The organism is Shinella yambaruensis (genome assembly GCF_022899355.1).
Taxonomy (GTDB): domain Bacteria; phylum Pseudomonadota; class Alphaproteobacteria; order Rhizobiales; family Rhizobiaceae; genus Shinella; species Shinella yambaruensis.
Genome location: NZ_JALJCK010000002.1, coordinates 684,064 through 708,262, shown reverse-complemented (window position 1 = coordinate 708,262; position 24,199 = coordinate 684,064). Strand labels below are relative to the sequence as shown.

The 24,199-nt window shown below is 65.7% G+C and carries 25 protein-coding genes; 5 read left to right on the top strand and 20 right to left on the bottom strand.

From position 1 onward, the window contains the following. The first annotated feature begins 47 nt into the window (after nucleotides 1-47). The 3 genes from glnP to MUU56_RS07180 are packed head-to-tail and all read left to right on the top strand — an operon-like array spanning nucleotide 48 to nucleotide 2,462. Nucleotides 48-704 (top strand): glutamine ABC transporter permease GlnP, encoded by a 657-nt coding sequence (glnP, locus tag MUU56_RS07190; RefSeq protein ID WP_244766620.1) that lies wholly within the window; start codon nucleotides 48-50, stop codon nucleotides 702-704. Then, the gene (gene glnQ, locus MUU56_RS07185) at nucleotides 701-1,429 is read left to right on the top strand and encodes a glutamine ABC transporter ATP-binding protein GlnQ (RefSeq protein ID WP_064333136.1); all 729 of its coding nucleotides are present in this window, start codon (nucleotides 701-703) and stop codon (nucleotides 1,427-1,429) included. The genes glnP and glnQ overlap by 4 nt, the downstream gene beginning before the upstream one ends. Next, nucleotides 1,419-2,462, top strand: coding sequence for a C45 family autoproteolytic acyltransferase/hydrolase (locus tag MUU56_RS07180; RefSeq protein WP_244766619.1), 1,044 nt, complete (start codon nucleotides 1,419-1,421; stop codon nucleotides 2,460-2,462). The genes glnQ and MUU56_RS07180 overlap by 11 nt, the downstream gene beginning before the upstream one ends. 46 nt (nucleotides 2,463-2,508) lie before the next feature. On the opposite strand, the gene MUU56_RS07175 is transcribed toward MUU56_RS07180, so the two are convergent. The 10 genes from MUU56_RS07175 to MUU56_RS07130 form a co-directional block, all read right to left on the bottom strand. Beyond that, on the bottom strand, nucleotides 2,509-3,783 hold the full coding sequence (locus tag MUU56_RS07175; protein ID WP_244766618.1) for an L-fuconate dehydratase: 1,275 nt from the start codon (nucleotides 3,781-3,783) through the stop codon (nucleotides 2,509-2,511). A gap of 46 nt (nucleotides 3,784-3,829) precedes the next feature. Then, nucleotides 3,830-4,564, bottom strand: a complete 735-nt coding sequence (locus tag MUU56_RS07170) for an SDR family oxidoreductase (RefSeq protein ID WP_244766617.1) — start codon at nucleotides 4,562-4,564, stop codon at nucleotides 3,830-3,832. Nucleotides 4,565-4,583: 19 nt separating this feature from the next. Beyond that, nucleotides 4,584-5,033 (bottom strand): MaoC/PaaZ C-terminal domain-containing protein, encoded by a 450-nt coding sequence (locus tag MUU56_RS07165; protein ID WP_244766616.1) that lies wholly within the window; start codon nucleotides 5,031-5,033, stop codon nucleotides 4,584-4,586. Between the two features lie 13 nt (nucleotides 5,034-5,046). Further along, nucleotides 5,047-6,114: a Gfo/Idh/MocA family protein gene (locus MUU56_RS07160; protein ID WP_244766615.1), complete on the bottom strand. Its 1,068-nt coding sequence runs from the start codon at nucleotides 6,112-6,114 to the stop codon at nucleotides 5,047-5,049. A gap of 203 nt (nucleotides 6,115-6,317) precedes the next feature. Then, nucleotides 6,318-6,647, bottom strand: coding sequence for an L-rhamnose mutarotase (locus tag MUU56_RS07155; RefSeq protein ID WP_244766614.1), 330 nt, complete (start codon nucleotides 6,645-6,647; stop codon nucleotides 6,318-6,320). Nucleotides 6,648-6,650: 3 nt separating this feature from the next. Further along, the gene (locus MUU56_RS07150; RefSeq protein WP_244766613.1) at nucleotides 6,651-7,769 is read right to left on the bottom strand and encodes a mandelate racemase/muconate lactonizing enzyme family protein; all 1,119 of its coding nucleotides are present in this window, start codon (nucleotides 7,767-7,769) and stop codon (nucleotides 6,651-6,653) included. A gap of 1 nt (nucleotide 7,770) precedes the next feature. Beyond that, complete coding sequence (locus MUU56_RS07145; RefSeq protein WP_244766612.1) at nucleotides 7,771-8,868, bottom strand: ABC transporter ATP-binding protein; 1,098 nt, start codon at nucleotides 8,866-8,868, stop codon at nucleotides 7,771-7,773. Between the two features lie 3 nt (nucleotides 8,869-8,871). Then, nucleotides 8,872-9,738 (bottom strand): carbohydrate ABC transporter permease, encoded by an 867-nt coding sequence (locus tag MUU56_RS07140; RefSeq protein ID WP_244766611.1) that lies wholly within the window; start codon nucleotides 9,736-9,738, stop codon nucleotides 8,872-8,874. A 15-nt stretch (nucleotides 9,739-9,753) separates the two neighbouring features. Continuing rightward, on the bottom strand, nucleotides 9,754-10,650 hold the full coding sequence (locus tag MUU56_RS07135) for a carbohydrate ABC transporter permease (protein WP_244766610.1): 897 nt from the start codon (nucleotides 10,648-10,650) through the stop codon (nucleotides 9,754-9,756). A 555-nt stretch (nucleotides 10,651-11,205) separates the two neighbouring features. Next, nucleotides 11,206-12,522 (bottom strand): ABC transporter substrate-binding protein, encoded by a 1,317-nt coding sequence (locus tag MUU56_RS07130; RefSeq protein ID WP_244766609.1) that lies wholly within the window; start codon nucleotides 12,520-12,522, stop codon nucleotides 11,206-11,208. Between the two features lie 157 nt (nucleotides 12,523-12,679). Between MUU56_RS07130 and MUU56_RS07125 the strand changes: the two genes are divergently transcribed. Further along, entirely contained in the window at nucleotides 12,680-13,492 is an 813-nt protein-coding gene (locus MUU56_RS07125; RefSeq protein WP_244766608.1) for an IclR family transcriptional regulator, read from the top strand. A gap of 25 nt (nucleotides 13,493-13,517) precedes the next feature. Here the strand turns inward: MUU56_RS07125 and MUU56_RS07120 are convergent, their stop codons facing one another. The 10 genes from MUU56_RS07120 to MUU56_RS07075 all read right to left on the bottom strand — a co-directional run bounded on the left by MUU56_RS07120 (nucleotide 13,518) and on the right by MUU56_RS07075 (nucleotide 23,157). Beyond that, nucleotides 13,518-14,663: an extracellular solute-binding protein gene (locus MUU56_RS07120; protein ID WP_244766607.1), complete on the bottom strand. Its 1,146-nt coding sequence runs from the start codon at nucleotides 14,661-14,663 to the stop codon at nucleotides 13,518-13,520. Then, on the bottom strand, nucleotides 14,663-15,817 hold the full coding sequence (locus tag MUU56_RS07115) for a CaiB/BaiF CoA transferase family protein (RefSeq protein WP_244766606.1): 1,155 nt from the start codon (nucleotides 15,815-15,817) through the stop codon (nucleotides 14,663-14,665). Before MUU56_RS07115 ends, MUU56_RS07120 begins: the two co-directional genes overlap by 1 nt. A gap of 186 nt (nucleotides 15,818-16,003) precedes the next feature. Then, nucleotides 16,004-16,900, bottom strand: a complete 897-nt coding sequence (locus MUU56_RS07110; RefSeq protein ID WP_317633305.1) for an aldose 1-epimerase — start codon at nucleotides 16,898-16,900, stop codon at nucleotides 16,004-16,006. Then, complete coding sequence (locus tag MUU56_RS07105) at nucleotides 16,897-17,652, bottom strand: SDR family oxidoreductase (protein ID WP_244766604.1); 756 nt, start codon at nucleotides 17,650-17,652, stop codon at nucleotides 16,897-16,899. The genes MUU56_RS07110 and MUU56_RS07105 overlap by 4 nt, the downstream gene beginning before the upstream one ends. Nucleotides 17,653-17,659: 7 nt before the next feature. Beyond that, the gene (locus MUU56_RS07100; protein WP_244766603.1) at nucleotides 17,660-18,391 is read right to left on the bottom strand and encodes an ATP-binding cassette domain-containing protein; all 732 of its coding nucleotides are present in this window, start codon (nucleotides 18,389-18,391) and stop codon (nucleotides 17,660-17,662) included. Then, nucleotides 18,388-19,371 carry an ABC transporter permease gene (locus tag MUU56_RS07095; RefSeq protein WP_244766602.1) on the bottom strand — a complete coding sequence of 328 codons (984 nt, stop codon included), beginning with the start codon at nucleotides 19,369-19,371 and terminating at the stop codon, nucleotides 18,388-18,390. The genes MUU56_RS07100 and MUU56_RS07095 overlap by 4 nt, the downstream gene beginning before the upstream one ends. Nucleotides 19,372-19,438: 67 nt before the next feature. Then, nucleotides 19,439-20,413, bottom strand: a complete 975-nt coding sequence (locus MUU56_RS07090) for a sugar ABC transporter substrate-binding protein (protein ID WP_244766659.1) — start codon at nucleotides 20,411-20,413, stop codon at nucleotides 19,439-19,441. Nucleotides 20,414-20,459: 46 nt separating this feature from the next. Then, the gene (locus MUU56_RS07085) at nucleotides 20,460-21,152 is read right to left on the bottom strand and encodes a GntR family transcriptional regulator (RefSeq protein ID WP_244766601.1); all 693 of its coding nucleotides are present in this window, start codon (nucleotides 21,150-21,152) and stop codon (nucleotides 20,460-20,462) included. Nucleotides 21,153-21,223: 71 nt separating this feature from the next. After that, on the bottom strand, nucleotides 21,224-22,423 hold the full coding sequence (locus tag MUU56_RS07080) for a mandelate racemase/muconate lactonizing enzyme family protein (RefSeq protein WP_244766600.1): 1,200 nt from the start codon (nucleotides 22,421-22,423) through the stop codon (nucleotides 21,224-21,226). 2 nt (nucleotides 22,424-22,425) lie between these two features. Next, nucleotides 22,426-23,157: a FadR/GntR family transcriptional regulator gene (locus MUU56_RS07075; protein ID WP_064333114.1), complete on the bottom strand. Its 732-nt coding sequence runs from the start codon at nucleotides 23,155-23,157 to the stop codon at nucleotides 22,426-22,428. Nucleotides 23,158-23,258: 101 nt separating this feature from the next. On the opposite strand from MUU56_RS07075, the gene MUU56_RS07070 reads away from it, so the two are divergent. Then, entirely contained in the window at nucleotides 23,259-24,152 is an 894-nt protein-coding gene (locus MUU56_RS07070; RefSeq protein WP_244766599.1) for an SMP-30/gluconolactonase/LRE family protein, read from the top strand. Nucleotides 24,153-24,199 lie beyond the last annotated feature (47 nt).

The following is a 24,199-nucleotide window of genomic DNA, read 5'->3' as shown; positions in this document are numbered from 1 at the left end:
GGCGTGCCGGCGAACCGGCGCGCCCTCCTCACGCCGGGGAGCCTCTCATGGAATTCGACTGGTCCGTCATCGGCGAGGCCATGCCCGCCCTGTTGAGCGGCGCACGCCTTACCATCCTCATCACCCTTGCCGGCCTCGTGGGCGGCCTTGCCGTCGGCTTCGTCGCGGGCCTGATGCGCGCCTATGGCAATGCATTCCTGAACGCCGTCGCCTTTGCCTATATCGAGCTCATCCGCGGCACGCCGATCGTCGTGCAGGTGATGTTCATCTATTTCGCGCTGCCGGTTCTCGCCGATATCCGCGTCAATCCGATGACCGCCGCCGTCACGGCGATCGTCGTCAACGCCGGCGCCTATATCGCGGAGATCGTGCGCGGCTCGTTCCTTTCCGTGCACCGGGGCCTGAAGGAGGCTGGCCTCGCGCTCGGCCTGCCGCTGTGGAAGGTGCTGGTCTACATCATCGGCCCCGTCGCCTTCCGGCGTATGATCCCGCCGCTCGGCAACCAGTTCATCGTCAGCCTCAAGGACACCTCGCTGTTCATCGTCATCGGCGTCGGCGAGCTCACCCGCCAGGGCCAGGAGATCATGGCCGCCAACTTCCGCGCGGTCGAGATCTGGAGCGCGGTGGCGATCCTCTACCTCCTGATGACCGGAACCCTGACGCTGATCCTGCGCGTCACCGAAAAGAGGATGCGAATCCTGTGAGCATCGTGGAATTTCGAAACGTCACCAAGACCTTCGGCCCCGTCGTGGTGCTGCGCGAGGTCGACCTCAACATCGACAAGGGCGAGGTGGTCGTGCTGATCGGCCCGTCCGGCTCGGGAAAGTCGACGCTGCTTCGCTGCATCAATGCGCTGGAGGAGATCAACGGTGGGGATCTCGTCGTCGACAATATCAGCGTCAAGGCCGGCCGCTCGCAGGTGCGGCTCATCCGCCAGGAGGCCGGCATGGTCTTCCAGCAGTTCAACCTCTTCCCGCAGATGACGGCGCTGGAGAATGTCGCCTTCGGCCCCCGGCGGGTGCGCGGCATCAGCCGTGCCGAGGCCGAGGAACAGGCCAGGGCGCTGCTCGCCAAGGTGGGCCTTGCCGAGCGCGGCCACCACTACCCGGCCGAGCTTTCCGGCGGCCAGCAGCAGCGCGTGGCGATCGCCCGGGCGCTGGCCGTCAAGCCGAAGCTGATGCTGTTCGACGAGCCGACCTCCGCGCTCGACCCGGAGCTGCGCCACGAGGTGCTGCGCGTCATGCAGGCGCTCGCCGAGGAGGGCATGACGATGATCGTCGTCACGCATGAAATGGCCTTTGCCCGCCAGGTCGGCACGCGGCTGATCTTCATGGAGGACGGCAAGATCTCCGTCGACGGCAAGCCGGCCGACCTGCTCGCCAATCCGGAAAATCCACGCCTGCGGGAGTTCTTGCAGCATGTCCACTGACAACCGGCTGGGTTTCATCGAGATCGCCGGCATGCCGCGGGAGGTCGGCCTCCAGCTCGGCCGTTTCGGCCGCGACATCGCCCATCGCCACCTCGTGCACGGCCATGCCTGGGCCTCGGTCCTCGCCTTTCGCGCGGATCCGCGCGTTGCCGCGATGCGCCGGATGGTGGAGGCCCGCTTCCCCGCCTGTTGGGCGGAACTGCAGGGCCTCGCCCTCGGCCTCGATCTTCCCTTCGACGACGTCTTCCTGTGGAACTGCCGCGGCGACCTCTGGGCCTTCGCGCCGGACGGCTGCACGACGGTGCAGATACCCGGCGCCGAACCGCTGCTCGCCCACAACGAGGACGGCGATCCCGGCTTTCGCGGCCATTGCGCGCTCGCCCATATCCGCCCCGGGGGCGGCACGGCCTTCACCAGCTTCGTCTACCCGGCCTCGATCCCCGGCCATACCTTTGCGGTGACGGCGACGGGTCTCGTTCAGACCGTCAACAATATCCGCTCGCGCGGTGTCGGCGCCGGCCTGCCGCGCATGGTGCTCGGTCGCGCCCTGCTGGATTGCCCGTCGATCGACGCGGCTATCCACCTGCTGGAGAGCTCGGAACGCGCCGGCGCGTTCCACATGACGCTCGGGCAAAGGGGCGATCCGCGGCTTGTCGGCGTGGAATTCACCCACAAGCACTGCTCCGCCGTCACGCTCGACCGCCCGCAATGCCACGCCAACCACCTCGTTCATGCCGGCATGGCCGGCGAACGACAGGTGATCACCGGCTCCTCCCGGTCCCGGCAGCAACGCGGGGACCAGCTCATCGCCGAGGGCGGAGAAGGCCTGCGGGATCCACGCGCCATCCTGTGGGACAAGGCCGTATCGCCGCTGCCCATCTACCGTGCGCAGCCGGACGATCCGGACCACGAGAACACGCTGGCGACCGCCGTGTTCCACATCGGCGCGAACGCCATCCGCTGGCAGGTCCATGATCGCCCGGAGGAGACGCCCCGCTTCGTGATGGACGGCACCCTCAAGCCTGTGTCCTGATATCCGCCTGTCGAAGGGGCGGCGGGGACAGCCGCTCCGCCCCTCGTCACCCGAACGTATAGGCCGCGATCGACTCCGGCTTCATCTCGATGGAGAAACCCGGCCGCGCGGGCGGCATATAGGCGGCGTTCTCGATGCGGCAGGGGTCGACGAAATGCTCGTGCAGGTGGTCGACATATTCGATCACCCTGCCCTCCTTCGTGCCCGAGACGGCGATGTAGTCGATCATCGAAAGATGCTGGACATATTCGCAAAGGCCGACACCGCCGGCGTGCGGCCAGACCGGCAGGCCGTATTTCGCCGCCATCAGAAGCACGGCGAGCACTTCGTTGAGGCCGCCCATGCGGCAGCTGTCGATCTGCACGATATCGATCGCGCCGCCGGCGATCATCTGCTTGAAGATGATGCGGTTCTGGCACATCTCGCCCGTCGCCACCTTGACCGGATGCACGGCCTGCCGGATCGCCTTGTGGCCGGCGATGTCGTCCGGGCTCGTCGGCTCCTCGATGAAGAAGGGCTTGTAGGGTTTCAGCTCCGACACCCAGTCGATCGCCTGCCCCACCTCCCAGATCTGGTTGGCGTCGATCATCATGGTGCGCTCGTCGCCGATCACCTCGCGGGCGATGCGCAGGCGCCGCTTGTCGTCTTCGAGGTCACGGCCGACCTTCATCTTGATATGGGTGAACCCCTGGTCGACGGCCTCCTGGCAGAGGCGGCGCAGCTTCTCGTCGTCATAGCCGAGCCAGCCGGCCGAGGTCGTGTAGCAGGGATAGCCTTCCTTCTCCAGCGTCGCGATGCGCTCCGCCTTGCCGGCTTCCGCCTTCTTCAGGATGGCCAGCGCCTCCTCCGGCGTCAGCGCATCCGTCAGGTAGCGGAAATCGACGATGGAGAGGATCTCCTCCGGGCTCATCTCGGCGACGAGCCGCCAGACGGGTTTGCCCGCCTGCTTGGCCAGGAGGTCCCAGACGGCATTCACCACGGCCCCGGTCGCCAGATGCATCGCGCCCTTGTCCGGGCCGATCCAGCGCAACTGGCTGTCGCTCGTGACGTGACGCCAGAAGCGGCCGGGATTTTCGCGCACCCAGGCAAGGTCGAGGCCGACCACCAGATGCTTCATCGCCTCGATCGCCAGGCAGCAGATCTCGTTGCCGCGGCCGATGGTGAAGGTGAGACCATGGCCTTCGAGGCCGGGCGCATCCGTGCCGAGCACCACATAGGCGGCCGAATAGTCCGGATCCGGGTTCATGGCGTCCGAGCCGTCGAGGCTTTGCGAGGTGGGAAAGCGCAGGTCGATCGAGCGAAGGCTGGTGATCTTGGTCATGGTGCGGCCCTTGCAATGGCCGGCGCTCTGCCGGCTAAAAAATGTCTCAGATGGTCCAGCCGCCGTCGATGGCGTAGGCCTGTCCGGTCGTGTAGGTGGCGCTCGCGAGGTAGACGGCGAGGTCGGCGATCTCTTCCGGCGTACCGATGCGGCCGATCGGCTGGCGGGCGATGAAGGCCGCGCGCGCCGTCTCGTAGTCGCCCTGCGCGCGCAGGCGATCCTGCAGCGAGGGGCTTTCCACCGTGCCGGGGCAGATGCAGTTGCAGCGGATGCCCTCAGCCACATAGTCGGCCGCCACCGACTTGGTGAGCCCGACGACCGCCGCCTTGGTGATGGTGTAGGCCGCCCGGTTCGGCACGCCCTTCATGCTGGAGGCGACCGAGGCCATGTTGATGATCGCGCCGTCCTTCTTCTCCAGCATCGCTGGCAGCACGGCGCGGATGGTGCGCACCATGGCGCGGACATTGAGGTCGAAGGCAAAATCGAGGTCCTTGTCCGGCATGTCGAGGATCGTGCCGGCATGCACGAAGCCGGCGCAGTTGAAGAGCACGTCGAACGGGCCGGTCGCCGAGACCACGCGGTTGACCGCCTCCTCGCTCAGGACGTCGAGCACATAGGTCTCGATGCCCGCCTCGCCGGCAAGGCTTTTCAGCGCATCGGCATTGATGTCGGTCGCGACGACCTTGGCGCCGGCGCGGGCGAAGGCGATGGCGCTCGCCTTGCCGATGCCCTGGCCTGCGGCGGTGATGAGGACGCGCTTGTCTTGAAGGGAAAGGCTCATGATGGCTCCTTGTGGTGCGTCAGGCGCCCGGACGGCGCTCGACGACGTAGATATGGTCTGCGGCGAGAACGACCTCGCCCTTCTGGTTGACGACTTCCGTGCGCTCGATCACCCGGCCGAAGCCGGCGCGTTTCGGATCATCCTCCTTACCTGATATCGTCACGCGGGTGTGGATCGTATCACCGATGAAGACGGGCCTGATGAAGCGCATGCGATCATAACCGTAGGAAAATGCAACAGGATTGATGACGCTCGCCGTCAGTCCGACTCCGATGGAAAACACCATCGTGCCATGGGCGATGCGCTGGCCGAAAGGCTGCGTCTTCATGAATTCGGCATCCATATGGTGCGGGAAGAAATCGCCCGTGTGCCCGGCATGCACGACGAAATCGGTCTCGGTGATGGTGCGCCCGCTCGTCTTGCGCCCCTCGCCGATTTCATAGTCTTCGAAATATTTGACCTGTTCCATAGCCTGTTCCTGTCTAGGGCCGTGCGGCGAGCGGCGTCGCGGGCGCGGCGCTGGAGGCATAGGCCGCCTCGACGAGCGCCATGGTCATCCATGCATCCTCGACCGAGGAGACGAGTTCCGCGTCCTCGCCCGACATGAAGCGCTGAAGGTTCGCCATGCGGCCGACGAAGGCGTCCGGGAACCACGTTCCTTCCAGCGGCACCGGCACCCAGCCCTCGCCGCCCTTGGGATGGATCTCCAGAATGTCCGGCTCGCCGCGCGGATAATCGAGATTGACGCCGAGCTGGAGATAGGCCGCGCCCTCGGTGCCCGAGACGCGGAATTCGCAGGCCTGATGCCTGCGGCCGAACCTGTGGTCGTGGTTGATCGAAAGGGCGCAGCGGACACGGTCGCCATAGTCGAGGATTGCCGTGGTGCGCGTTTGCGCCATCCCATGATTCGGGTGGCCGATCGACTTGGCGTGCACGCCCCCGGGATCACCCAGCACCTGGCGGATGACGTCGAGATAATGGATCGAGTGCATGGCGATCTCGATGCGCGGCAGGCCTTCGAGGAAGGACCAGAGCTGCCAGGGCGTATCGAGCGCCAGATGGACGTCGAAATCGACGACCTCGCCGAGCAGCCCCCTGGCGATGGCGTCCTTCAGCGCCAGCATCATCGGCGCGAAACGAAGCTGGAAATTGACGGCGGCCTTGAGCTTCCTGTCGCGGCAGATCGTCAGGATCTCCGTCGCAGCGGACAGGTCGGCCCCCATCGGCTTCTGGATCAGCGCCGCCGCCCCCTCCGGCAGCGCCGCCAGCACCTTCGCATGTGCGGCCGGGGGCGTTGCGAGATCGAAGATCGCATTCTCGACGGCAATGGCCTCCTCGACGGTGCGATAGGCCGTGACGCTCCACCTTTCGGCGAGCGCCTTCGCCTTGTCGTGGTCCGGATCATAGAGGCCCGCGATCGGGAAGCCGCCCTTGCGATAGGCCGGATAATGCGCGTCGCCGACGATAGAGCCGGCGCCGAAGGTGACGATGGGACGCGGGTTCGCCGGCAGCGGCCAGGATTGGGTGAGGGTTTCGGGGTCAAAGGTCATGGCACACCTCTTGATGATGAGGCGTGACCTTAGCCTTACCCCCCTCTGCCCTGCCGGGCATCTCCCCCTCAAGGGGGGAGATCGGATGGAGCACCGTCTCGCCTATCTCCAGCGTTTCCGATTGAGCACGGGTTTTGCCTCTTGCCGATCTCCCCCCTTGAGGGGGAGATGCCCGGCAGGGCAGAGGGGGGTGAACCACAACCTCACGCATGAAAGAACACCTCTTCCATGCCCGCCCACCACTCGCCATCCTTCCGCGTCCGGAGCGGCGACTGGCAGGGCATGCAGACGGCCCACCATTCCTGCGTCCTCGGGTCGGCGGCCATCTTCGCCATATCGGCGGCATAGTCGCTGCCGTGATATTCGAAGAAGGAGAACAGCAGGTTCTCCGGCTCCTTCAGGAAAATCGAATAGTTCCTGATATTGCAGGCGGAAATCATCGCCAGCACCTCCGGCCAGACGGCGGCGTGCAGGCGCTTGTAGTCTTCGATCTTCTCCGGCTTCACGCCGATCACCATGCCGATGCGCTGCATCTCCTAGACCCTTTTCCGGATTTCGCGCTCGAATTCGGCAATGGAGCGCGCACGGATCGCGTCCCAGTCCCAATCGATGCCGAGGCCCGGCGTCATGGGTGCGAGCGCCATGCCGTTCTCGATGGTCAAGCGTGAGGTGGTGATGTCGTCGAGTTGCGGGATGTATTCGACATATTTGCCGTTCTGCACCGCACAGGTCAGGCTGACATGCAGCTCCATCAGGAAATGCGGGCAGACGGGCATGTCGAAGGCCTCCGCCGCATGCGCCACCTTCAGCCAGGGCGTGATGCCGCCGATGCGGCCGGCATCGACCTGCACGATGGAGCAGGCACCCTTCTGCATGTATTCGCGGAAATGGCGGATCGAATAGAGCGATTCGCCGACGGCGATGGGTGTCGCCGTCGCGCGGTTGAGGCGGACATGGCCGTCGATGTCGTCCGCCGGCAACGGTTCCTCGATCCAACCGAGGTCGAGGTCGCGCAGGCGCCCGGACCGGCGGATCGCCTCGTCGACGGAAAAACCCTGGTTGGCGTCTGTCATGATCTCGTAGCCGTCGCCGACCGCCTTGCGCACGGCCGAGAGGCGCGCGAAATCCTCGGATCCGTGCGGCTTGCCGATCTTCACCTTGGAGCCGGAAAAACCCTTCGCCTTGGCATCCAGCGCATCCTCGACGAGCGCCTCCACCGGAATGTGCAGCCAGCCGCCCTCGGTCGTGTAGAGCGGGCAGCGGTCCTTCGCCCCGCCAGCGAGCTTCCAGAGCGGCAGGTTCTGTTTTCGCGCGCGCAAATCCCAGAGCGCGGTGTCGATGGCGGCGAGCGCGATCGAGGTGATCGCGCCGATGGTCGTCGCATGGGTCGTAAATTCCAGCTCGTGCCAGATCGCCTCGATCCGGTCGGCGTCGCGGCCGAGAAGGCGCGGCGCGAGATGATCGGCAAGAAGCCGCATGACGGAGGAGCCGCCGGTACCGATCGTGTAGCTGTAGCCGGTGCCGACCGCCCCGTCGCTGTCGGTAACGGTGACGAGCGGCGTTTCCTGGGAAACGAAGCTCTGGATGGCGTCCGTACGCTCGACCTTCGGGCGAAGGTCGACCATTTTCAGCTCGATGCGTTCGATCCTCGCCATGTCAGCCCCTGAGCGTCTTGCCGGTCTCACCGTCAAAGAGGTGAGCCTGGGAGAGGTCGAAGCAGAAGGGCAGCGCTTCGCCGGACACAAGTCGCCGTGGGTTCAGCATGCGGCCGACCCATTCCGCGCCGCCGAAATCGGAGAAGACGAGGGTCTCGTTGCCGAGCGGCTCGGTGAGGATGACATGCAGGTCGTGCCTGTATACATCAGCATCCTCGCCGGAATGAATGCCGTGGCCGGCGGGATAGAGATCGTCCGGGCGCAGGCCGAAAGTCACCCTCTGGCCAGCCGTCACCCGATCCCGGAAGCGGGACGGCAGCGGCAGGCGGTCGCCACTGGAAAAGACCACATGGCCGTCGGCGATCTCGGCGTCCTTGAGGTTCATCGGCGGCGAGCCGATAAAGCCGGCGACGAATTTCGAGTTCGGCCGCTGGAAGACGTCCTCCGGCGTGCCGACCTGCTCGATGTGACCGTCGCGCATGATGACGATGCGGTCGGCGAGCGTCATCGCCTCCACCTGGTCGTGCGTGACGTAGATCACCGTCGACTGCACCTTGGCGTGCAGCTTCTTGATCTCGACGCGCATCTGGGTCCTCAGCTTCGCATCGAGGTTCGACAGCGGCTCGTCGAAGAGGAAGACTTCCGGCTGGCGCACGATGGCGCGGCCCATGGCGACGCGCTGGCGCTGGCCGCCGGAAAGCTGCGAGGGCCGCCGGTCGAGGAGATGCGTGAGGTCGAGCGTTTTTGCCGCCTCCTCCACGCGCGGGGCGATCTCCTCCGGCGTCTGGCCGGCGATCTTCAGCGAGAAGCCCATGTTCTCGCGCACCGTCATATGCGGATAGAGCGCGTAGGACTGGAAGACCATGGCGAGGTTGCGCGAGCGCGGCGGCAGGTCGTTGACGATCTTGCCGCCGATCCTGAGATTGCCGCCGGAGATCGGTTCCAGCCCGGCGATCATGCGCAGCGTCGTCGACTTGCCGCAGCCGGAGGGGCCGACGAGGGCGATGAACTCGCGGTCTGCGACGTCGAGATCGATGCCATGGACCACTTCGACCGCGCCGTAGCGCTTGACCAGCTTTTCGAGGGAAACGGTTGCCATGGATTATCCTTTGACTGCGCCGGAGGTGAGGCCGGACACCAGATGCTTCTGCACGATGAAGGTCAGCACGAGGGCGGGAATGATCATGATCACCGCCAGCGCGCACATGCCGCGCCAGTCGATGGTGAACTCCGCCGTATAGTCGAGCAGGCCGACGGGCAGGGTCTTGGAATTGACGGAACGGGTGAGCTGCGAGGCGAGCGCGAACTCGTTCCAGGAGGTGAGGAAGGCGAAGATGCCGGCGGAGGCTATGCCGGGGCCGGCGAGCGGGAACTCCACCTGCCAGAAGGCCTGCCAGCGCGTGCAGCCGTCGATCTGCGCGGCCTCGGCGAGATCCTTCGGCACCTGGCGGAAGAAACCGTCGATCAGCCAGATGGTGAAGGGCACGTTGAGCGCCACATAGGCCATGATCAGCCCGAAATGCGTATCGATGACGCCGAGCTTCGAATAGACGAAGAACAGCGGCAGCGAGAGCGCGATGCCCGGCACCGTGCGCGTCAGCATCAGGCCGAGGAAGATCGAGGATTTCACCTTGAAGCGGAAACGCGCGAAGGCATAGCCGCCGGCCATGCCGATGGCGAGCGCGATCGCCGTGGAGGTGACGGAAACGATCAGCGAATTGCGGAAATACTCGATGACCGGAATACCGCCCTGCCCGACGCCGGAGAACATCGCGACATAGGCATCGAAGGACAGGTCCCCGGGGATCCAGACCGGCGGCTTCGCCATGATCTCGACGGTCGGGCGGAAGGAGGCGAGCACGATCCACAGGCCCGGCAGGCAGATGACGGCCATCGCCAGGAAGAGGCCGATCTTGTGCGCGGCGGAGAGGAGAAGGCCATTGAGGCGGGCTTTCGTGTTCTCGTTCATCTTTACCACTCCCCCTTACCATTCGGCTGCGATCTGGGTCCGCGCCGCCGCAAGCTTGCGGAAGAAATAGACGGTGAAGAGGATGGAAAGCAGGATCGCGACATAGGCCATGGCGTTGGCAAGACCCATACGGGCATCGGCATAGGCGGTGCGCGAGACGAGCGTCCAGATGAGTTCCGTGCGCTTGGCCGGCCCGCCGTCCGTCATGATCTTCACGATGTCATAGGCGCGCGCGACATCGAGCGAGCGGATGGTCATGGCGATATAGGCGAACGGCATGATGAAGGGCCAGGTGACGTAGCGGAAGGTCTGCCAGGGCGTGCAGCCGTCGACACGCGCCGCCTCGATCGGCTCCTTCGGCATGGCGAGCAGGCCCGCGAGGATGAGGATGGCGAAGACCGAGGTGGACGACCAGATCTCGGCGACGAGGATCGCGGTGAAGGCGAGCGAGCCGTCGATCAGCCACGGGATCGCCTGGTCCGTCAGGCCGAGCGATTGCAGGGCGTTGTTCACGAGGCCGATATTGTCGTTGAACATGAACTTGAACTGGAAGCCGACGAGGATCGGCGAGAACATCATGGGGAACATCATGATGGTTCTCAGCAGCCGCTGGCCGCTCGTCGCCTTCTCCACCAGCATGGCAAGGCCGAGGCCGAGCAGCATCTCAACATTCAGCGCGACGGTGAGCAGGAGCACGGTGCGGCCGAACGCCGTCCAGAATTCGCGATCCGCCAGGATGCGCGCATAGTTGCGAAAGCCGACGAAGGTATAGAGCGAGGCGGGCTGCGTCAGCCGGAAGGGCGTGAAGCTCGAATAGAGCGACAGGATGAGCGGAACGATGACGACGGCCGCGAGCACCACGATGGCGGGCAGCAGAAGCAGAAACGGCGCCGGTGGCCTCCAGCCTTTCATGAATGCCTCTTGGATATGCTCCGGTCGGCCGCCCTTTCAGGGCGCCGGCCGTATTTCGAGAAGCGGCCGCTACGGACGGCCGCCGGTTCGCTTGTTTCGGGCGGTGCCCCACCCCCCACTCATCGCGGACGCATGGATCCTCGGGTCAAGCCCGAGGATGACGGAGGAGAGGGTGCGGCCCTGCCGGTATCGTACTCCTTGCGGAGACACCTCAGTCCCTCGTCCGGCCTGCCGGCCGATCAGAAAACGGTCGCGGTGAGCGGTGGCCGGTCCGCTCGTCCAGGACAGTGCACGCCCCACCACCCACGTCATCCTCGGGCTTGACCCGAGAGTCCATGCGTCCGCAAAGCGGTGGGTGGTCGGGTCAGGCCCGATCATGACGGAGGCGAGGGTGCCAATAGGCGCTGCCCCTCATCCGGCCTGCCGGCCACCTTCTCCCCGCAAGCGGGGCGAAGGAGATATGCCGCGCCGGTTTCCTAAACCAATGCCCGTTCGTGGGGCACGTCCCCTCTCCCCGCTTGCGGGGAGAGGGTCAGGGTGAGGGGCAAGCTTGCCTCAGAGCGCGCCCGCATCCTCAAGGATCTGCGTCGCCTTCTCGGCCGCCGCGTCCAGCGCCTCCTTGGAGGTCTTGTCGCCGAGGATGGCGGCCTGCAGCTCCGGATAGACGGCGTTGGAGATCTCGATCCAGGCCGGCGTCTGCGGCACGGCGAAGGCGTGCTTCGCCGCCTCCTGGAAGGCGGTCAGGACTTCCTTGCGGTACGCGTCGCTTTCCGCCTGCTGGATATTGTAGTCCCAGACGGCCGTGCGCGTCGGCAGCGGGCCGGCGGAGGATTCCAGCTTCTGGCTGTCCTCGTTGGTGAGGAACCAGACGAGCGAGGCGGCGGCGTCCTTGCTGGCGCAGCTTTCCGTCACGGAAAAACCGTGATGGCCGGACCAGCCGGTGCGCTTGCCGGAGGAGCCGGCCGGCTGCACCTTCACGCCGACATTGCCGGCGACCTTCGAAGACTTCGGATCATTGAAGAAGCTCGCCCAGCCGGGCCAGTCGAGGTTGACGGCGATCGTGCCGGAAGCGAAACCCTGGCCGAGGTCGTCCCACAGATAGTTGGTCGTGCCGACCGGCACGGCCTTCGCCTTGTAGAGGTTGACGAACCAGTCGAGGGCGCGAACGCCCGCGTCCGAGTTGAAAGCCGGTTTGCCGTCGGCGTCGAGATAGTCGCCGCCCTCGGCGACCAGCATTTCATAGAAGCGGCCGTTGATCGCCTCCTCCTTGCCGGCATATTGCGTACCGTAGAAATCCGGCGGGTTCGCGAAGAAGACCGCCTGGTCGGCGACCTGCTGCCAGGTGTCCGGCGGGGCGAGATCGTAGCCGTATTTCTCCTTGAACGCCGCCTTCTTCGCGTCGCCCTCATAAAGGCTCTTCTGGTAGTAGAGCGCGGAAACGTCGAACTGCGCGCGCGGCAGCATCACCAGCTTGCCGTCGAGCGTCGAGGACGCGATGTTCGCCGGCACGAAGGCATCGATCTCCTCCTTCGGCAGGAGCGCCGAAAGATCGGTGTAGATGTCGGGATATTGCGGGGCAAAGGACGAATGGTTCGAGCCGACGCACCAGGTGATGTTGCCGGTCGCGATATCCGACTTGATCTCCTTGTCCAGCTCGAAATGGTTCTTCTTGGAAAGAACGTTCACCTTCGCGCCGGTCGCCTTCTCCCATTCGGCAATGCGCGCATAGAGCGCCTCATACTGCTGGCCGCCGATGAGCTTCGCATCGACGGTGACGCCCTCGAATTTTCCCGGCAGATCGGCGGCGAGCGCAGCGCCCGCCCACGCGCAGATCACGGCACCGGCGGCAACGCCGGCTAGAAATCTCGTCATCTTCTCCTCCCATTGGCTTCTCGCCAGCCCTTACCAACAAGAGCTTCATTCATATACAAACTTACTATTCACATATCGTCAAGCGCAAATCGGTATCCGGGATTGTCACGCCTTGTTTCTGCGTATATGAATCTACTCATTCACTGGAGGAATTCGGGTGTCGGACGAGGAAAACGATCGCTACAGGGCGCCGGCGCTCGACAAGGGCCTCGACATCCTGGAGCTCCTCGCCAGCGTCGACGGCGGCCTCACCCAGGCGGAGATCGCCAAGCGGCTCGATCGCAGCCCAAACGAATTCTACCGCATGCTCGACCGGCTGGTGAAACGCGGCTACGTCACCCGCATCGACGGCGACCGCTTCTCGCTGACCCTGAAACTCTTCGGCCTCGCGCAACTGCACGCGCCGGTGCGCCGGCTCGTCTCCTTCGCCGTGCCGCTGATGCGTGAACTGGCCGAAGCCTCGCGCCAGGCCAACCAGCTCGTCGTCTTCGACCGCGGCAACCCCGTCGTCATCGCCCAGCAGGAAGCGCCCGGCTACTGGGGCATCTCGATCCGCGTCGGCTCGCGCATCGGCCTGTTCGACACGGGCTCCGGCCACGCGCTGCTCGCCTTCCGCTCGCCGGAAGAGCGCCTGCGCATGATCGCCGAGCATGTCGGTGACGGCGGCACGGACATGCGCGTCACGCCGGAATTCCTGGCGCGGCTCGATCTCATCCGCTCGCGCGGCTACGAAATGATGCCGAGCGCCCAGACGGCGGGCGTCATCAACCTTTCGGCGCCCGTGCTCGGCGCGGACGGCAGGGCGATCGCCGCCCTGACGATCCCCTACATTACCCTGATCAACGCGCCGGTCGCACCGGATATCTCGACGACCATCCAGCTGCTCGGCGAGACAACGCGCAGGCTGTCGGAAATGGCAGGCGCCGGCTTCAACGCCGAGGAGCAACAGGCTTCGCATCTGAAGGCATGATTCGCCGGCGCGGCGAAGGCACGGCTCATCCGTCCCCCGCAAAACTCTTCAGGAAGAGCGCATTGAGGTCCGCAATGGCCTTTGCCGCCGGCACGCGGCCCGTCACGGCCTTGTTGATGCGCTGCGAGGCGGCCTCCTGGAAGGGCATGTAGCCGGCGTGCCGGGGGCGCAGCCAGGCGCCCTCCAGCGTCCGGCGCGTGTTGCGATAGAAGCCGAGCGTCGCGGCATTGGCCGCCTCGTCCTCCCAGCCCTCCGCATGGCCGGGCTGGCCGCCGGCCTGCCAGTAGCGGCCCGCCTGCTGCGGCCCGGCCGCAACCCAATAGGCGAAATCCACGGCCGCCTCGCGCTGTGACGAGAAGGCGGAAACGGCGATGCCCGTGCCGCCAAGCGCAGAACCGATCGACCCCGCATCGCCGGCAACCGGCATGTCGGCAAAGGCGATGCGGTTTGCCCGGAAGCCGGCGAGGGAGTAGCTGACATAACCGTAGATCAGCGGCGAGAGACTGTAGCGCGATCCCGCCTCGCCCATCCGGTCCAGCACGGCGATGGGGTCCATGCCGGTGCAGGCAGGGTCGGCGAGCGCGGCAAGCTCCCGGATCATCTCGATCGCCTGCACGCCGGTTTCGGCATCGACGAAGGGCCGGTCCCGTTCCATCGCGCAGGGCCGGCCGAGATTGCCGCAGAGCGTGAAGAGACACATCAGGGAATGCGGCGGGCGTAGCGGCAGCAGCATTTCGCCGGCCTTTGCCAGATCCAGCACCTCCGCCCATGTGCGCGGTGCCCTGCCCAGCCGATCCGGCCGGAAGGCGAGCACCTGGGTGGCCGCGTCGATCGGGAAGGCCCATTGGCGGCCCTGCCAGTTGTAGCTCGGGAACGAGAGGCCGACGCTGCCGCCCGCAAGCGCCGCGAAGGCCGCCTCGCGGCCGGGCAGGTCCAGCGGCGTGAGGCAGCCTTCCGCCGTGATCTGCCCGACATGCGGATGGTCGATGACGATGAGGTCGTAGCGGCGGGCGAGGTCCTCGACCGGAAAGCTCTCGAAATCCTGCAGCGAGCGCTTGTCCCATTCGATGGAGACGCCGGTCCTGGCGCGCCAGTCCTGCGCGCAGGCCACCATCGGGTCGTAGCCGCGCGGATGGCTCCAGGTCATGCCCCTCAGCGTGATCGCGTCCATCACGAAAACTCCGCGCGGATCGCCGCCGAATGCTCGCCGACGCGCGGCGCGGCGCGACGGCCGAGAGGACGCCGGCCGTCCACGCGCACGGGGCAGCGGGTCGTGCCGATCGAAACCGCATCCTCGCGCGTCACCGTCTGCAGCATGTCGAGGATGCGGAAACCGTCGCTGGCCAGAAGCTCCGGCCATTCCAGCACCTTCGAGCACCAGATGTCCGCCGGCTCCAGGATGGAGAGCCAATGCTCGACGGTCCCGGTCGCGATGCGGCCGGCGATGATCCGCTTGATCGCATCGCGCGCGGTGAACCAGGCCCTGCTGTCGTCGCGATAGGGCGCCAGCGCCTCGATCTGCAGCAGGTCCTGCAGGCGGCCGAGCGGCGTCATGGCGATCGCGAGATAACCGTCCTTCGCCGGATAGACGCCGTAGGGCGCGGAGAGATAGGCATGCGCGCTGCGGAAATCCGAGCGCTTCGGCTTGCGGCCGCCGTCGTTGAGATGGGTGGTCAGCACCTCGAACTGGAAATCGACAAGACTTTCGAGCAGGCTCGTCTGGATATGGGCGCCCTTGCCGGACATGCCGCGGCGCACGAGGGCGGCGAGGATGCCCTGGCAGGCATTGGCACCGGCGAGCATGTCGGCGACCGCAAGGCCGAAGGGCACCGGCCCCTGCGCCGCGTCGCCGTTCAGCCACATCAGGCCGGAGCGTGCCTGCGCCAGGAGATCCTGCCCCGGGCGCATGACCCAGGGGCCATCCTCGCCATAGCCGCTGATCGAGGCATAGACGATCGCCGGGTTGATCGCCCTGACGGCCGCATGATCGAGCCCGAGGCGTTCGATGACGCCCGGGCGGAAATTCTGGATGAGCACGTCGGCCTTGCCGAGAAGCCTGCGCAGGAAGGCGAGGTCGCCGGGGTCCTTCAGGTCGATGCCGAGACTTTCCTTGCCGCGGTTGATGGCGTGGAAGAGCGTCGAATCGCCACCGATCTCGGTGTCGCTGAGATAGAGCCGACGGGAGAGATCGCCGCCATCCGGCCGCTCGATCTTGATGACGCGGGCGCCGAGATCGGCAAGCCGCAACGAACAATAGGGGCCGGAGAGGAACTGGCTCATATCGACCACGGTCAGGCCGGCCAGAAGTCCCGTCTCATCCTGCATGCGCATGTCCTCCTGAGCTCCCGAAGGTTGCGTCACTGGAATTCTTATTTGAATTACTCTTTCATATATGGCTTGATACTTCAAGCCTCCAAGACTCGTCAGGATGCATGCTCCCCACCGCAGCCATGCGATCAGCCCCGGCAACCATATGGGCTGCCAGGGTGCAGGTCGGGATATATTGCGGGGTCAGGCCGCTTTGTGCGGCGAAACGGCGATGCGGGTCCAGATGTCCAGCGTCTCGCCGGGAGAAAGCGCCTTCAGGCCGTAAGCGTCCGGCCGGTCGGGCAGGTTGAAGGCATCGACGGGATGGCTCACCGGCTCGAAGCAGAAGAAGCCTGCATCCGCGGCGGGCGAGAAGACCACATATTGGCCCAGCGCCTCGTTTGCCTCGATCTCGGCCCGCAGCCCGCGCGTCGGCCAGTCGATACACGCCTTGCCGTCCCAGCCGTCGAACCAGTTGTTGATCCAACGCGGCGGCAGGGGCCGCGGAACGTTGAAATCCATATCCGGATGCGCTGCGACGGGCGCGTAGGCCTTCGGAAGATGGTCGTCGCGCTCCAGCCAGACGCCCTTCGACGGCGCGGCGAGCGTCGTATCCGCATCGCGCACGAACCAGGGATGGAAGCCGGCGCCGTAGGGCAGCCGCGTTTCAGCGCGGTTGACAAGGCTCAGTTCCATCACGAGGCCGGTGCCTTCAAGGCGATAGGACATCGTCGCCTCGTAGCGGAACGGCCCCGGCCCGTCCGATAATAAGGTCAGGGTGATGGAATCGTCGCTCCGGGAGACCTCCGTCCATGCGGCGGAAAAACCGTTGCCGTGGATCGGATAGGGCTCCGTCTCCATGTTGCGCGGCAGGGCGTGAAAGGCACCGCCGAAGGTAAAGCCGCCGCCGGAGACCCGGCTGGAAAACGGCACGAGAAGGATGTTGGACAGCGCGAAGGGATGGGCCGTGGCGGGATCCACCGTGCGGAAGACCGGCTGCCAGGCGCCGCCATGCCGGACATCGAAGCATGTCAGGCCGGCGCCGAGATCGGGCCGCACGCGGATGCGCGCCGCCCCGTTATCGAGTTCAACCGCCATCACCAGCCGCCGTCGATCGCGATGTTCTGGCCGGAAATCATGTCGGAGGCCGGCGAGACGAGGAAGTGCACGAGATCGGCGACATCCGCCGGCTGGATGCGCGCCTTCAGCGACTGGTTCTCGAGGATCCAGTCATTGTACTGCTGCAGGCGATCGGCGAAGACGCGGGCCTCCGCCTCGGACACCACCGCGCCCGGCGAGACCGCGTTGACGCGCACGCCATGCGGCCCGAGCTCGCGCGCCAGCGATTTCGTCAGGCCCAGCATCGCGCCCTTCGAGGCGACATAGGGCACATAACCATCCCAGCGCCCGTTCAGGGTGACCGAGCAGAAATTGACGATCTTGCCGTAGCGCTTTTCCTTCATCGCCGGCGCGACCGCCCGGGCAAGCGCGAAGGCGGCGGAGGAATTGACGCGGACCTGGTCCTCGTATTCCTCCAGCGAAAAATCCTCGAACGGCTTGTTGATGATCAGCGCCGCATTGTTGATGAGGATGTCGATGCCGCCATGCTCGCGCGAAAGCGATGCCGCCCGCCGTTCCGCCGCGGCAAGGTCGTTCAGGTCCTCGCCGACATAGGCTGCCTTCACATCATGTGTCGCGGCAATATCCGCCGCGAAGGTCGTGCCGCCCTCGGCCGCCGGCCGGTCGAGCAGCAGGAGGCTGGCGCCGGCCCGGGCGAGCCGCGCGGCCTGGGCGCGGCCGAGCGTGCCGAGCGCACCGGTGATGAGGACGGTCTTTCCCGAAAGCTCTGTCATGGTCTCCTCACAGAAGGGCGTGGACCTCGTCGATCGAGGTCGCGGCGGTCGGCTTGTCAAAGACGATCTCGCCGCGCGCCATGGCGACGATGCGGTCGCAGGACTGGAAGACGTGCTGCATGTTGTGCGAGATGAAGATGCCGGTGAGGCCCTGCGCCTTCAACCCGCGCACGAAGCCGATCACCTTGTCCGTCTCCTTGACGGAAAGATGGTTGGTCGGCTCGTCGAGGATCAGCACCTTCGACTTGAAATGCATGGCGCGGGCAATCGCCACGCCCTGCCGCTGGCCGCCGGACAGTTCGCCGACCAAGGCATCCGGCGAGCGCAGGTGCAGGTCGACATCGGCGATGGCCTGCACGCTTTCGGCGCGCATGCGCTTCTGGTCCATGAGGCCGAAGCCGAAGACCGACCATTTCAACGGCTCGCGGCCGATGAAGAGATTGCGGGCGATCGACATGGTCGGGACCATGGAATTGTACTGGTAGATCGTCTCCAGCCCGTGGCGCATCGCATCCTTCGGGCTGCGCAGGTCCACCTTCCTGCCCTCGATCATCACCTCACCGGAATCCTGGTGATGCACGCCGGAGAGGATCTTGATCAGCGTCGACTTGCCGGCGCCGTTATCGCCGACAAGGCCGACGGTCTCGCCGGGATGGATGATGAGGTTGACGTTCTTCAGCGCGTGTACGCCGCTGTACCATTTCTGCAGGTTGCGGCATTCGATGACCGGTGTCGTCACTTGTGCGCCTCCACCTTGATCTTGCGGGACATCTTCCCCATCCAGGCATTGGCGATCACCGCGAACATGGTGAGCACGCCGATGGCGAACTTGAACCAGTTGGCATCGACGCGCGACAGCACGAGGCCGTTGTCGATGGTGCGGATGAGCAGCGTGCCGATGATGGCGCCGAAGACCGTGCCGATGCCGCCGGCAAGCGCCGTGCCGCCGATGACGGCGGCGGCGACCGCCTGCAGCTCCAGCCCCTCACCGATCGAGGGCAGCGGCGAGCCGAGGCGCAGCACCTGGAGCAGACCCGCAAAGCCGGCAAGCACCGAGCAGAGCATGAAGCAGACGATCTTCACGCGCTTGACGGGAATGCCCATCGAGGCCGCCGCCTCGTTGAAGCCGCCGGTGGCGCGGATCCAGTTGCCGAAATTGGTGAGCGACAGGAGCGCCGCGGCAAGGACGGCGATGCCAACGAACCAGACGAAGGACATGCGGAAGAGCGCGCCCTGCCAGATATAGTCCGTGAAGAGCCAGGTCGGCAGGTCGGAGGGCAGGAGCGGCGGAAAGCCGCCGGATATGACGATGGTGAGCGAGCGGGCGATGAACAGCATGCCGAGCGTGGTGATGAAGCTCGGGATCGAGAATTGCAGCGTCACATAGCCGTTGATGAAGCCGATCACCGCGCAGATCGCAAGGCCGAGCAGCACGGCGGCAGTGAAGGGCACGCCGGAATTGAGGATCACCGCCATCGACATCGGCATCAGCGCGAAGACGGAGCCGACCGACAGGTCGAATTCGCCGCAGATCATCAGGATCGTCACGCCGATGGCGACGAGCGCCATTTCCGGCAGGAGGCCCATGACGCCGCGCACGTTCTCGAAGGAGAGAAGCACGCCGTTCGACTTCACCTGGAAGACGGCAAGGAGGACGATCAGGAGGGCAAGGCCCGCAAGCTCCGGCTTGTCGAGATAGATTTTCAGAAACCGCTTCATGGGCTCCACTCGTGCTTCGGTGCCCCGCCCGAGCGGCAAGGCACCGGTTTCCCATAGGAGCGCCGGATCAGCGCAGGCCCTGCTTTGCCATTTCGAGAATGGTCGGCACGTCCTTGGGCGTGACGATGCCCTGCCCCGTGTCGATGTCCGACGGCGTCAGGCCGGCAGTCTTCCACAGATAGGCCTGCATAACCGGCATGAAGCCCTGCATGTAGGGCTGCTGGTCGACCTGCACCTGCACATAGCCGGCCTCCATCTGCTGCAGGACCTCCGGCACGAGGTCGAAGCCGCCGAGCAGCACCTTGCCGGGCTCGATGCCACGGTCCTTCAGCACCTTGGCGACGCCGGCATGCCAGTAGCCGGTGTCGAAATAGGCCGTGGTTTCCGGGTTGGCATTGAGATAGGCGCCGATGCGGTCGGCGGTCAGCGCGAGATCGGTGGCCGAATCGATGCGCGTGATGGTGATCTCGCGGTCGGCATGCTCGGCCTTGTACTCTTCCAGGAACTTCATCACGCCGCCGGCGCGCTGCTCGGACCAGGTCTGGCCCGGCGCATTGACGCCGACCAGCAGGTTGAGCGGGCCTTCCTTGGGGAAATTCTCCGACTGCGCCTTGGCGAGCGAATAGCCGGCCGCGGTGAAGCCCTGGCCGATGAAGGCCTTGCGGGCATTGCCCTTGGCGCCTTCGCTGTCGTCCACATTGACGGCGAGCACGAGGATGCCGGAATCGACGGCTTCCTTGATCACATTGTCATAGGCGTTGTTGTCGACGATCGCGACGAAGATCGCATCCGGCCTGGAGGCGATGGCCGCCTGAAGATTGGCGACGGCCTGTTCGACCGAGCCTTCGGTCTGCGTGAGGATCAGCTGGCACGAGGCCCCGACCTTCCCGCAGGCGTCGTCATAACCCTTCTTGACCGATTGCCAGAAGGTGTTCGAGGCGGACGAGTGGCTGATGAAGGCGATGTTGAGGCCTTCCGCGCTGGCGCCCGAGGCCATCAGCCCCAGCCCGAGGGCCGTTCCTGCAAGAAATTTCCGGATCATCATGATGCGTACCTCCCGTTGAACATCAATCGTTGTCGTCCCGGCGTCACGCCACGCCGTCGAAGAATTCCGTGCGCGCCCGGGCGATCTCGGGCAGCGATTTGAGGATCTCGCGCAGATGCGTGCGCAATGCCGTCTCGGCCTTGCCGACGTCGCCGGCGGCGATCGCATCGACGATGCGTTCGTGCTGGTCGATCAGTCGGCCGATCTGGATGTCGTCGACGCTGAGGAAGCGGACGCGGTCCATCTGCGCCTTGACGCTTTCGATGACGCTCCAGGCATAGGCGCGGCCCGCGGCCGCCGCGAGCGTGTGGTGGAAGAGTTCGTCGAGCCGCAGGAAGGCGGCGCGGTCGTCCTGCGGCACCTGCTTCTGCCTTGCGATCTGGTCGCGCAGCTCCCGCACGGTCCCGGCCGTGTGCTCGCCGGCGACCTGGCGCACGATATCGGCCTCGATCGCCTCGCGCACGAAGCGCACGTCCATCACGGAGGCGGTGGAGATCCGCGTCACATAGGTGCCGCGCTGCGGCAGGACCTGAACAAGGCCCTCCTCCGACAGCTTGATGAAGGCTTCGCGCACCGGCTGGCGGCTGATCGACAGGCTTTTGGCGATCTCGGCCTCGGAGATGCGCTCGCCCGGCGTCAGCTCGGCCTGGATGATCTGCTCGCGCAGGATGCGGTAGACCTGAGGCCCGACGGCTTCGGCGGCCGAAAGAACGCGCTGCGGTTTGATGTTCTGCATTCCGGCCTCCTCCATCCCGTTACAGGCTACTAGCCTACTACCATACAAGTCAAGTGGTCAGCGTTACGAGATCACTCCAGTGCCGAAGTCCGGCGCGAGACGTCGAATTTCCGGTCGAGATCCGGCGCGAGATCGACGCCGTGGCCCGGCCCGGGGGGAACGGTGATCATGCCGTTCGCCACGGTCGGCAGCTGCGTCGTCAGCTCGGCGTACCAGGTCTTGTAATAGGCGCGGACGCTTTCCTGCACGAGCGCGTTCGGCGCGTTCAGCGACAGGTGCGTCGAGGCGGCGAGCACGACGGGACCGGTGCAGTCATGCGGGGCGACCGGCAGATGCCAGGCCTCCGCCATGGTGGCGATCTTCTTGGCCTCGGAAAGGCCGCCGCACCAGGAAAGGTCGAGCATGACGACACCGGCGGCATCCGTCTCCATCAGGTCGCGGAAGGCCCAGCGGGTGGCGAGCGTCTCCGAGGCGCAGAGCGGCGCGCGGCTCGCCGCCGCATAGCGCTTGAGGCTGGAGAGCGAATCCATCTTGATCGGGTCCTCGTGCCAGAAGGTGGCGTAGGGCTCGAGCGCCCGGGCGATCTGGATGGCCGGGGTGAGCTGCCACATGGAGTGGAACTCGACCATGATGTCCATGCGGTCGCCGACGCGCTTGCGGATCTTCTCGAAGGGTTCGAGCGCCTTGCGCAGGTCTGGCCCGGAAATGTACTGGCCGCCGCTCTTTTCCGCCGCGATGTCGAACGGCCAGATTTTCATGGCCGTGATGCCCTCCGACAGGAGGTCTTCGGCAAGCTCGTCCGCCCGCTCCAGGAAGCCGTTGAGGTCGTCATGGTCGCGCCGCGGGCCGCCGATGCCGTAATTGCCGGTCTGCTGGCCCTTCGCCTCGCGCATGTAGGTATTGCCGGCGCAGGTGTTGTAGGTGCGGATCTCGCGCCGCGAGAAACCGCCGAGCAACTGGGCGATCGGCAGGTTCGTCGCCTTGCCGAAAAGGTCCCACAGGCCGATATCCACGGCCGAATTGCCGCGCATCTCCGCCCCCGTCGAGCGGAAGCCGAGATAGCCCGTCAGGTCCTTCGAGATGCGGTCGATCTCCAGGGGATCGCGGCCGAGCAGCTTCGGCGCCACGACCTCGTGGATGTAGGCCTCCACCGTCGCGGCCATGAAGAAGGTCTCGCCGAGCCCGACAAGGCCCTCGTCGGTGTGGATGCGCACCCAGAGGATGTTGGGAAAGTCGCGGGCGCGGACGGTTTCGAACGCGGTGATCTTCATGCTCAATACACTCCCGCCGCCAGCAGCGCCTTCACCGTCAGATCGAAATGCTCGACCATCGCCTGCTCGCCCGTCGTCGGGTCGCCATTGGCGATGGCCCGGGCGATGGTCATGTGGCCGTCGATGCTTTCCTGCCGCGTCTCGTTGCTGGCGCGGCTTGCCCAGCCGATCGGCCAGGTCTGGCGCGTCACCACATGGAACGAGCCAACGATCAGCGAGAACATCGGATTGCGCGACGCCGCGCCGATCGCCTCGTGGAAGGCGATGTCGTGCTCCATCACCTTTTGCGGCGCATCGAAATCCCGCTGCATCGCCTCGGCCAGCGCGACGATCGCGGCCGCCTCGCGGTCCGTGCGGCGCATCGCGGCGAGCACGACCGTCCGGCGCTCCACCGTGCGGCGGACATCGAAAATCTGCTGGATCGTCACCTGGTCGGTGTGCACGGCATGGTCGGTGACCAGCGCCAGCACGTCCGCCCTCGGCGCTGCCACCCGCGGACGACGGCCGTTGCCGATATCGATCAACGTCAGCGCGGACAGCGAGCGATAGGCCTCGCGCACGATGCCGCGGGAAACGCCGAGCTTTTCCGCGAAGGCGCCCTCGCTCGGCAGCCAGTCGCCGACCTGCAGGCCGTTTTCGCGGATATGGATCCGGACGGCATCCATGACGCCGCCGAGCAGACCTTCGCCGCCCTTCTGCCCGCCGGCCGCATCCGGTTCCGACTTCGATTCCATCCCGTCGCCTCCTACCTATCATATAGGTACTTAGTGACCTTGAATTAGATTCACTCTCAGCTATTGTCAACGTGAATTTGGCGGATGCGGGAGGGCTGCGCGTGAAGGCAAGGATCGAATACGCCGCGGGCGACATCGTCGGCGAAAGCATCATCTGGTCCGGCGAGGAAGAGGCGCTCTACTGGGTGGATATCGGCGGCAAGCGCATCCACCGCCATGAGCCGCGCAGCGGCGAGCATGCCGACTGGCCGGCGCCGGACTTCCCGACGTCGATCGGCCTTCGCGCCTCCGGCGGCTTCATCGTCGGGCTGCGCCGCGAGGTCGCCTTCTGGCGGCCGGGCGAAGCCTTCGAGACCTTTGCTGTGCCAGAGCCGGACCTTGCCGACAACCGGCTGAACGAAGGCCGCGTCGCGCCCGACGGCTCCTTCTGGGTCGCCACCATGCAGAACAATCTCAACCCGGACGGCTCGCCCCGGGCGATGGACCGCAAGTCCGGCGCCGTCTATCGGATCGACCCCACCGGCACCGTCACGCAGCTCACGCCGCGCGAATACGGCATCACCAACACGATGGGCTGGACGCGCGACGGACGCTTCCTCTTCGCCGATACGCCGGAAAACGAAATCTACGCCTTCGCCTACGACCCCGCTGCAAGGACGATCAGCGACCGGCGCACCATCGTCAGCGGCTTCGAGCGCGGCCTGCCGGACGGCTCCTGCATGGATGCCGAGGACACGCTGTGGAACTGCCGCGTGGTCGGCGGCGCCTCGGTCGCACGCTTTACCGCCGATGGCGCGCTGCTGGCGCTGGCGGAACTGCCCGTCACCTGGCCGACGAGCTGCACCTTCGGCGGCCCGGACCTCTCCACCCTCTACGTCACCTCCGCCCGCTTCACGATGAGCGCCGAGCACCTTGCCGCAAACCTGGCGGAAGGCAGCCTCGTTGCGATCGACGGGGCCGGCGCCGGCATTCCCGAACCGAGATTCGCCGGCTGACACTCGTCGAGAAATCCCGGTTGACAGTCTGGTATGGTAGAATGTTA

Coding starts and splice junctions, on each gene's coding strand:
- glnP (WP_244766620.1), top strand. CDS start 48: ATGGAATTCGACTGGTCCGTCATCGGCGAGGCCATGCCCGCCCTGTTG.
- MUU56_RS07180 (WP_244766619.1), top strand. CDS start 1,419: ATGTCCACTGACAACCGGCTGGGTTTCATCGAGATCGCCGGCATGCCG.
- MUU56_RS07175 (WP_244766618.1), bottom strand. CDS start 3,783: ATGACCAAGATCACCAGCCTTCGCTCGATCGACCTGCGCTTTCCCACC.
- MUU56_RS07170 (WP_244766617.1), bottom strand. CDS start 4,564: ATGAGCCTTTCCCTTCAAGACAAGCGCGTCCTCATCACCGCCGCAGGC.
- MUU56_RS07165 (WP_244766616.1), bottom strand. CDS start 5,033: ATGGAACAGGTCAAATATTTCGAAGACTATGAAATCGGCGAGGGGCGC.
- MUU56_RS07160 (WP_244766615.1), bottom strand. CDS start 6,114: ATGACCTTTGACCCCGAAACCCTCACCCAATCCTGGCCGCTGCCGGCG.
- MUU56_RS07155 (WP_244766614.1), bottom strand. CDS start 6,647: ATGCAGCGCATCGGCATGGTGATCGGCGTGAAGCCGGAGAAGATCGAA.
- MUU56_RS07150 (WP_244766613.1), bottom strand. CDS start 7,769: ATGGCGAGGATCGAACGCATCGAGCTGAAAATGGTCGACCTTCGCCCG.
- MUU56_RS07145 (WP_244766612.1), bottom strand. CDS start 8,868: ATGGCAACCGTTTCCCTCGAAAAGCTGGTCAAGCGCTACGGCGCGGTC.
- MUU56_RS07140 (WP_244766611.1), bottom strand. CDS start 9,738: ATGAACGAGAACACGAAAGCCCGCCTCAATGGCCTTCTCCTCTCCGCC.
- MUU56_RS07135 (WP_244766610.1), bottom strand. CDS start 10,650: ATGAAAGGCTGGAGGCCACCGGCGCCGTTTCTGCTTCTGCTGCCCGCC.
- MUU56_RS07130 (WP_244766609.1), bottom strand. CDS start 12,522: ATGACGAGATTTCTAGCCGGCGTTGCCGCCGGTGCCGTGATCTGCGCG.
- MUU56_RS07120 (WP_244766607.1), bottom strand. CDS start 14,663: ATGGACGCGATCACGCTGAGGGGCATGACCTGGAGCCATCCGCGCGGC.
- MUU56_RS07115 (WP_244766606.1), bottom strand. CDS start 15,817: ATGCAGGATGAGACGGGACTTCTGGCCGGCCTGACCGTGGTCGATATG.
- MUU56_RS07105 (WP_244766604.1), bottom strand. CDS start 17,652: ATGACAGAGCTTTCGGGAAAGACCGTCCTCATCACCGGTGCGCTCGGC.
- MUU56_RS07095 (WP_244766602.1), bottom strand. CDS start 19,371: ATGAAGCGGTTTCTGAAAATCTATCTCGACAAGCCGGAGCTTGCGGGC.
- MUU56_RS07090 (WP_244766659.1), bottom strand. CDS start 20,413: ATGATCCGGAAATTTCTTGCAGGAACGGCCCTCGGGCTGGGGCTGATG.
- MUU56_RS07085 (WP_244766601.1), bottom strand. CDS start 21,152: ATGCAGAACATCAAACCGCAGCGCGTTCTTTCGGCCGCCGAAGCCGTC.
- MUU56_RS07080 (WP_244766600.1), bottom strand. CDS start 22,423: ATGAAGATCACCGCGTTCGAAACCGTCCGCGCCCGCGACTTTCCCAAC.
- MUU56_RS07075 (WP_064333114.1), bottom strand. CDS start 23,157: ATGGAATCGAAGTCGGAACCGGATGCGGCCGGCGGGCAGAAGGGCGGC.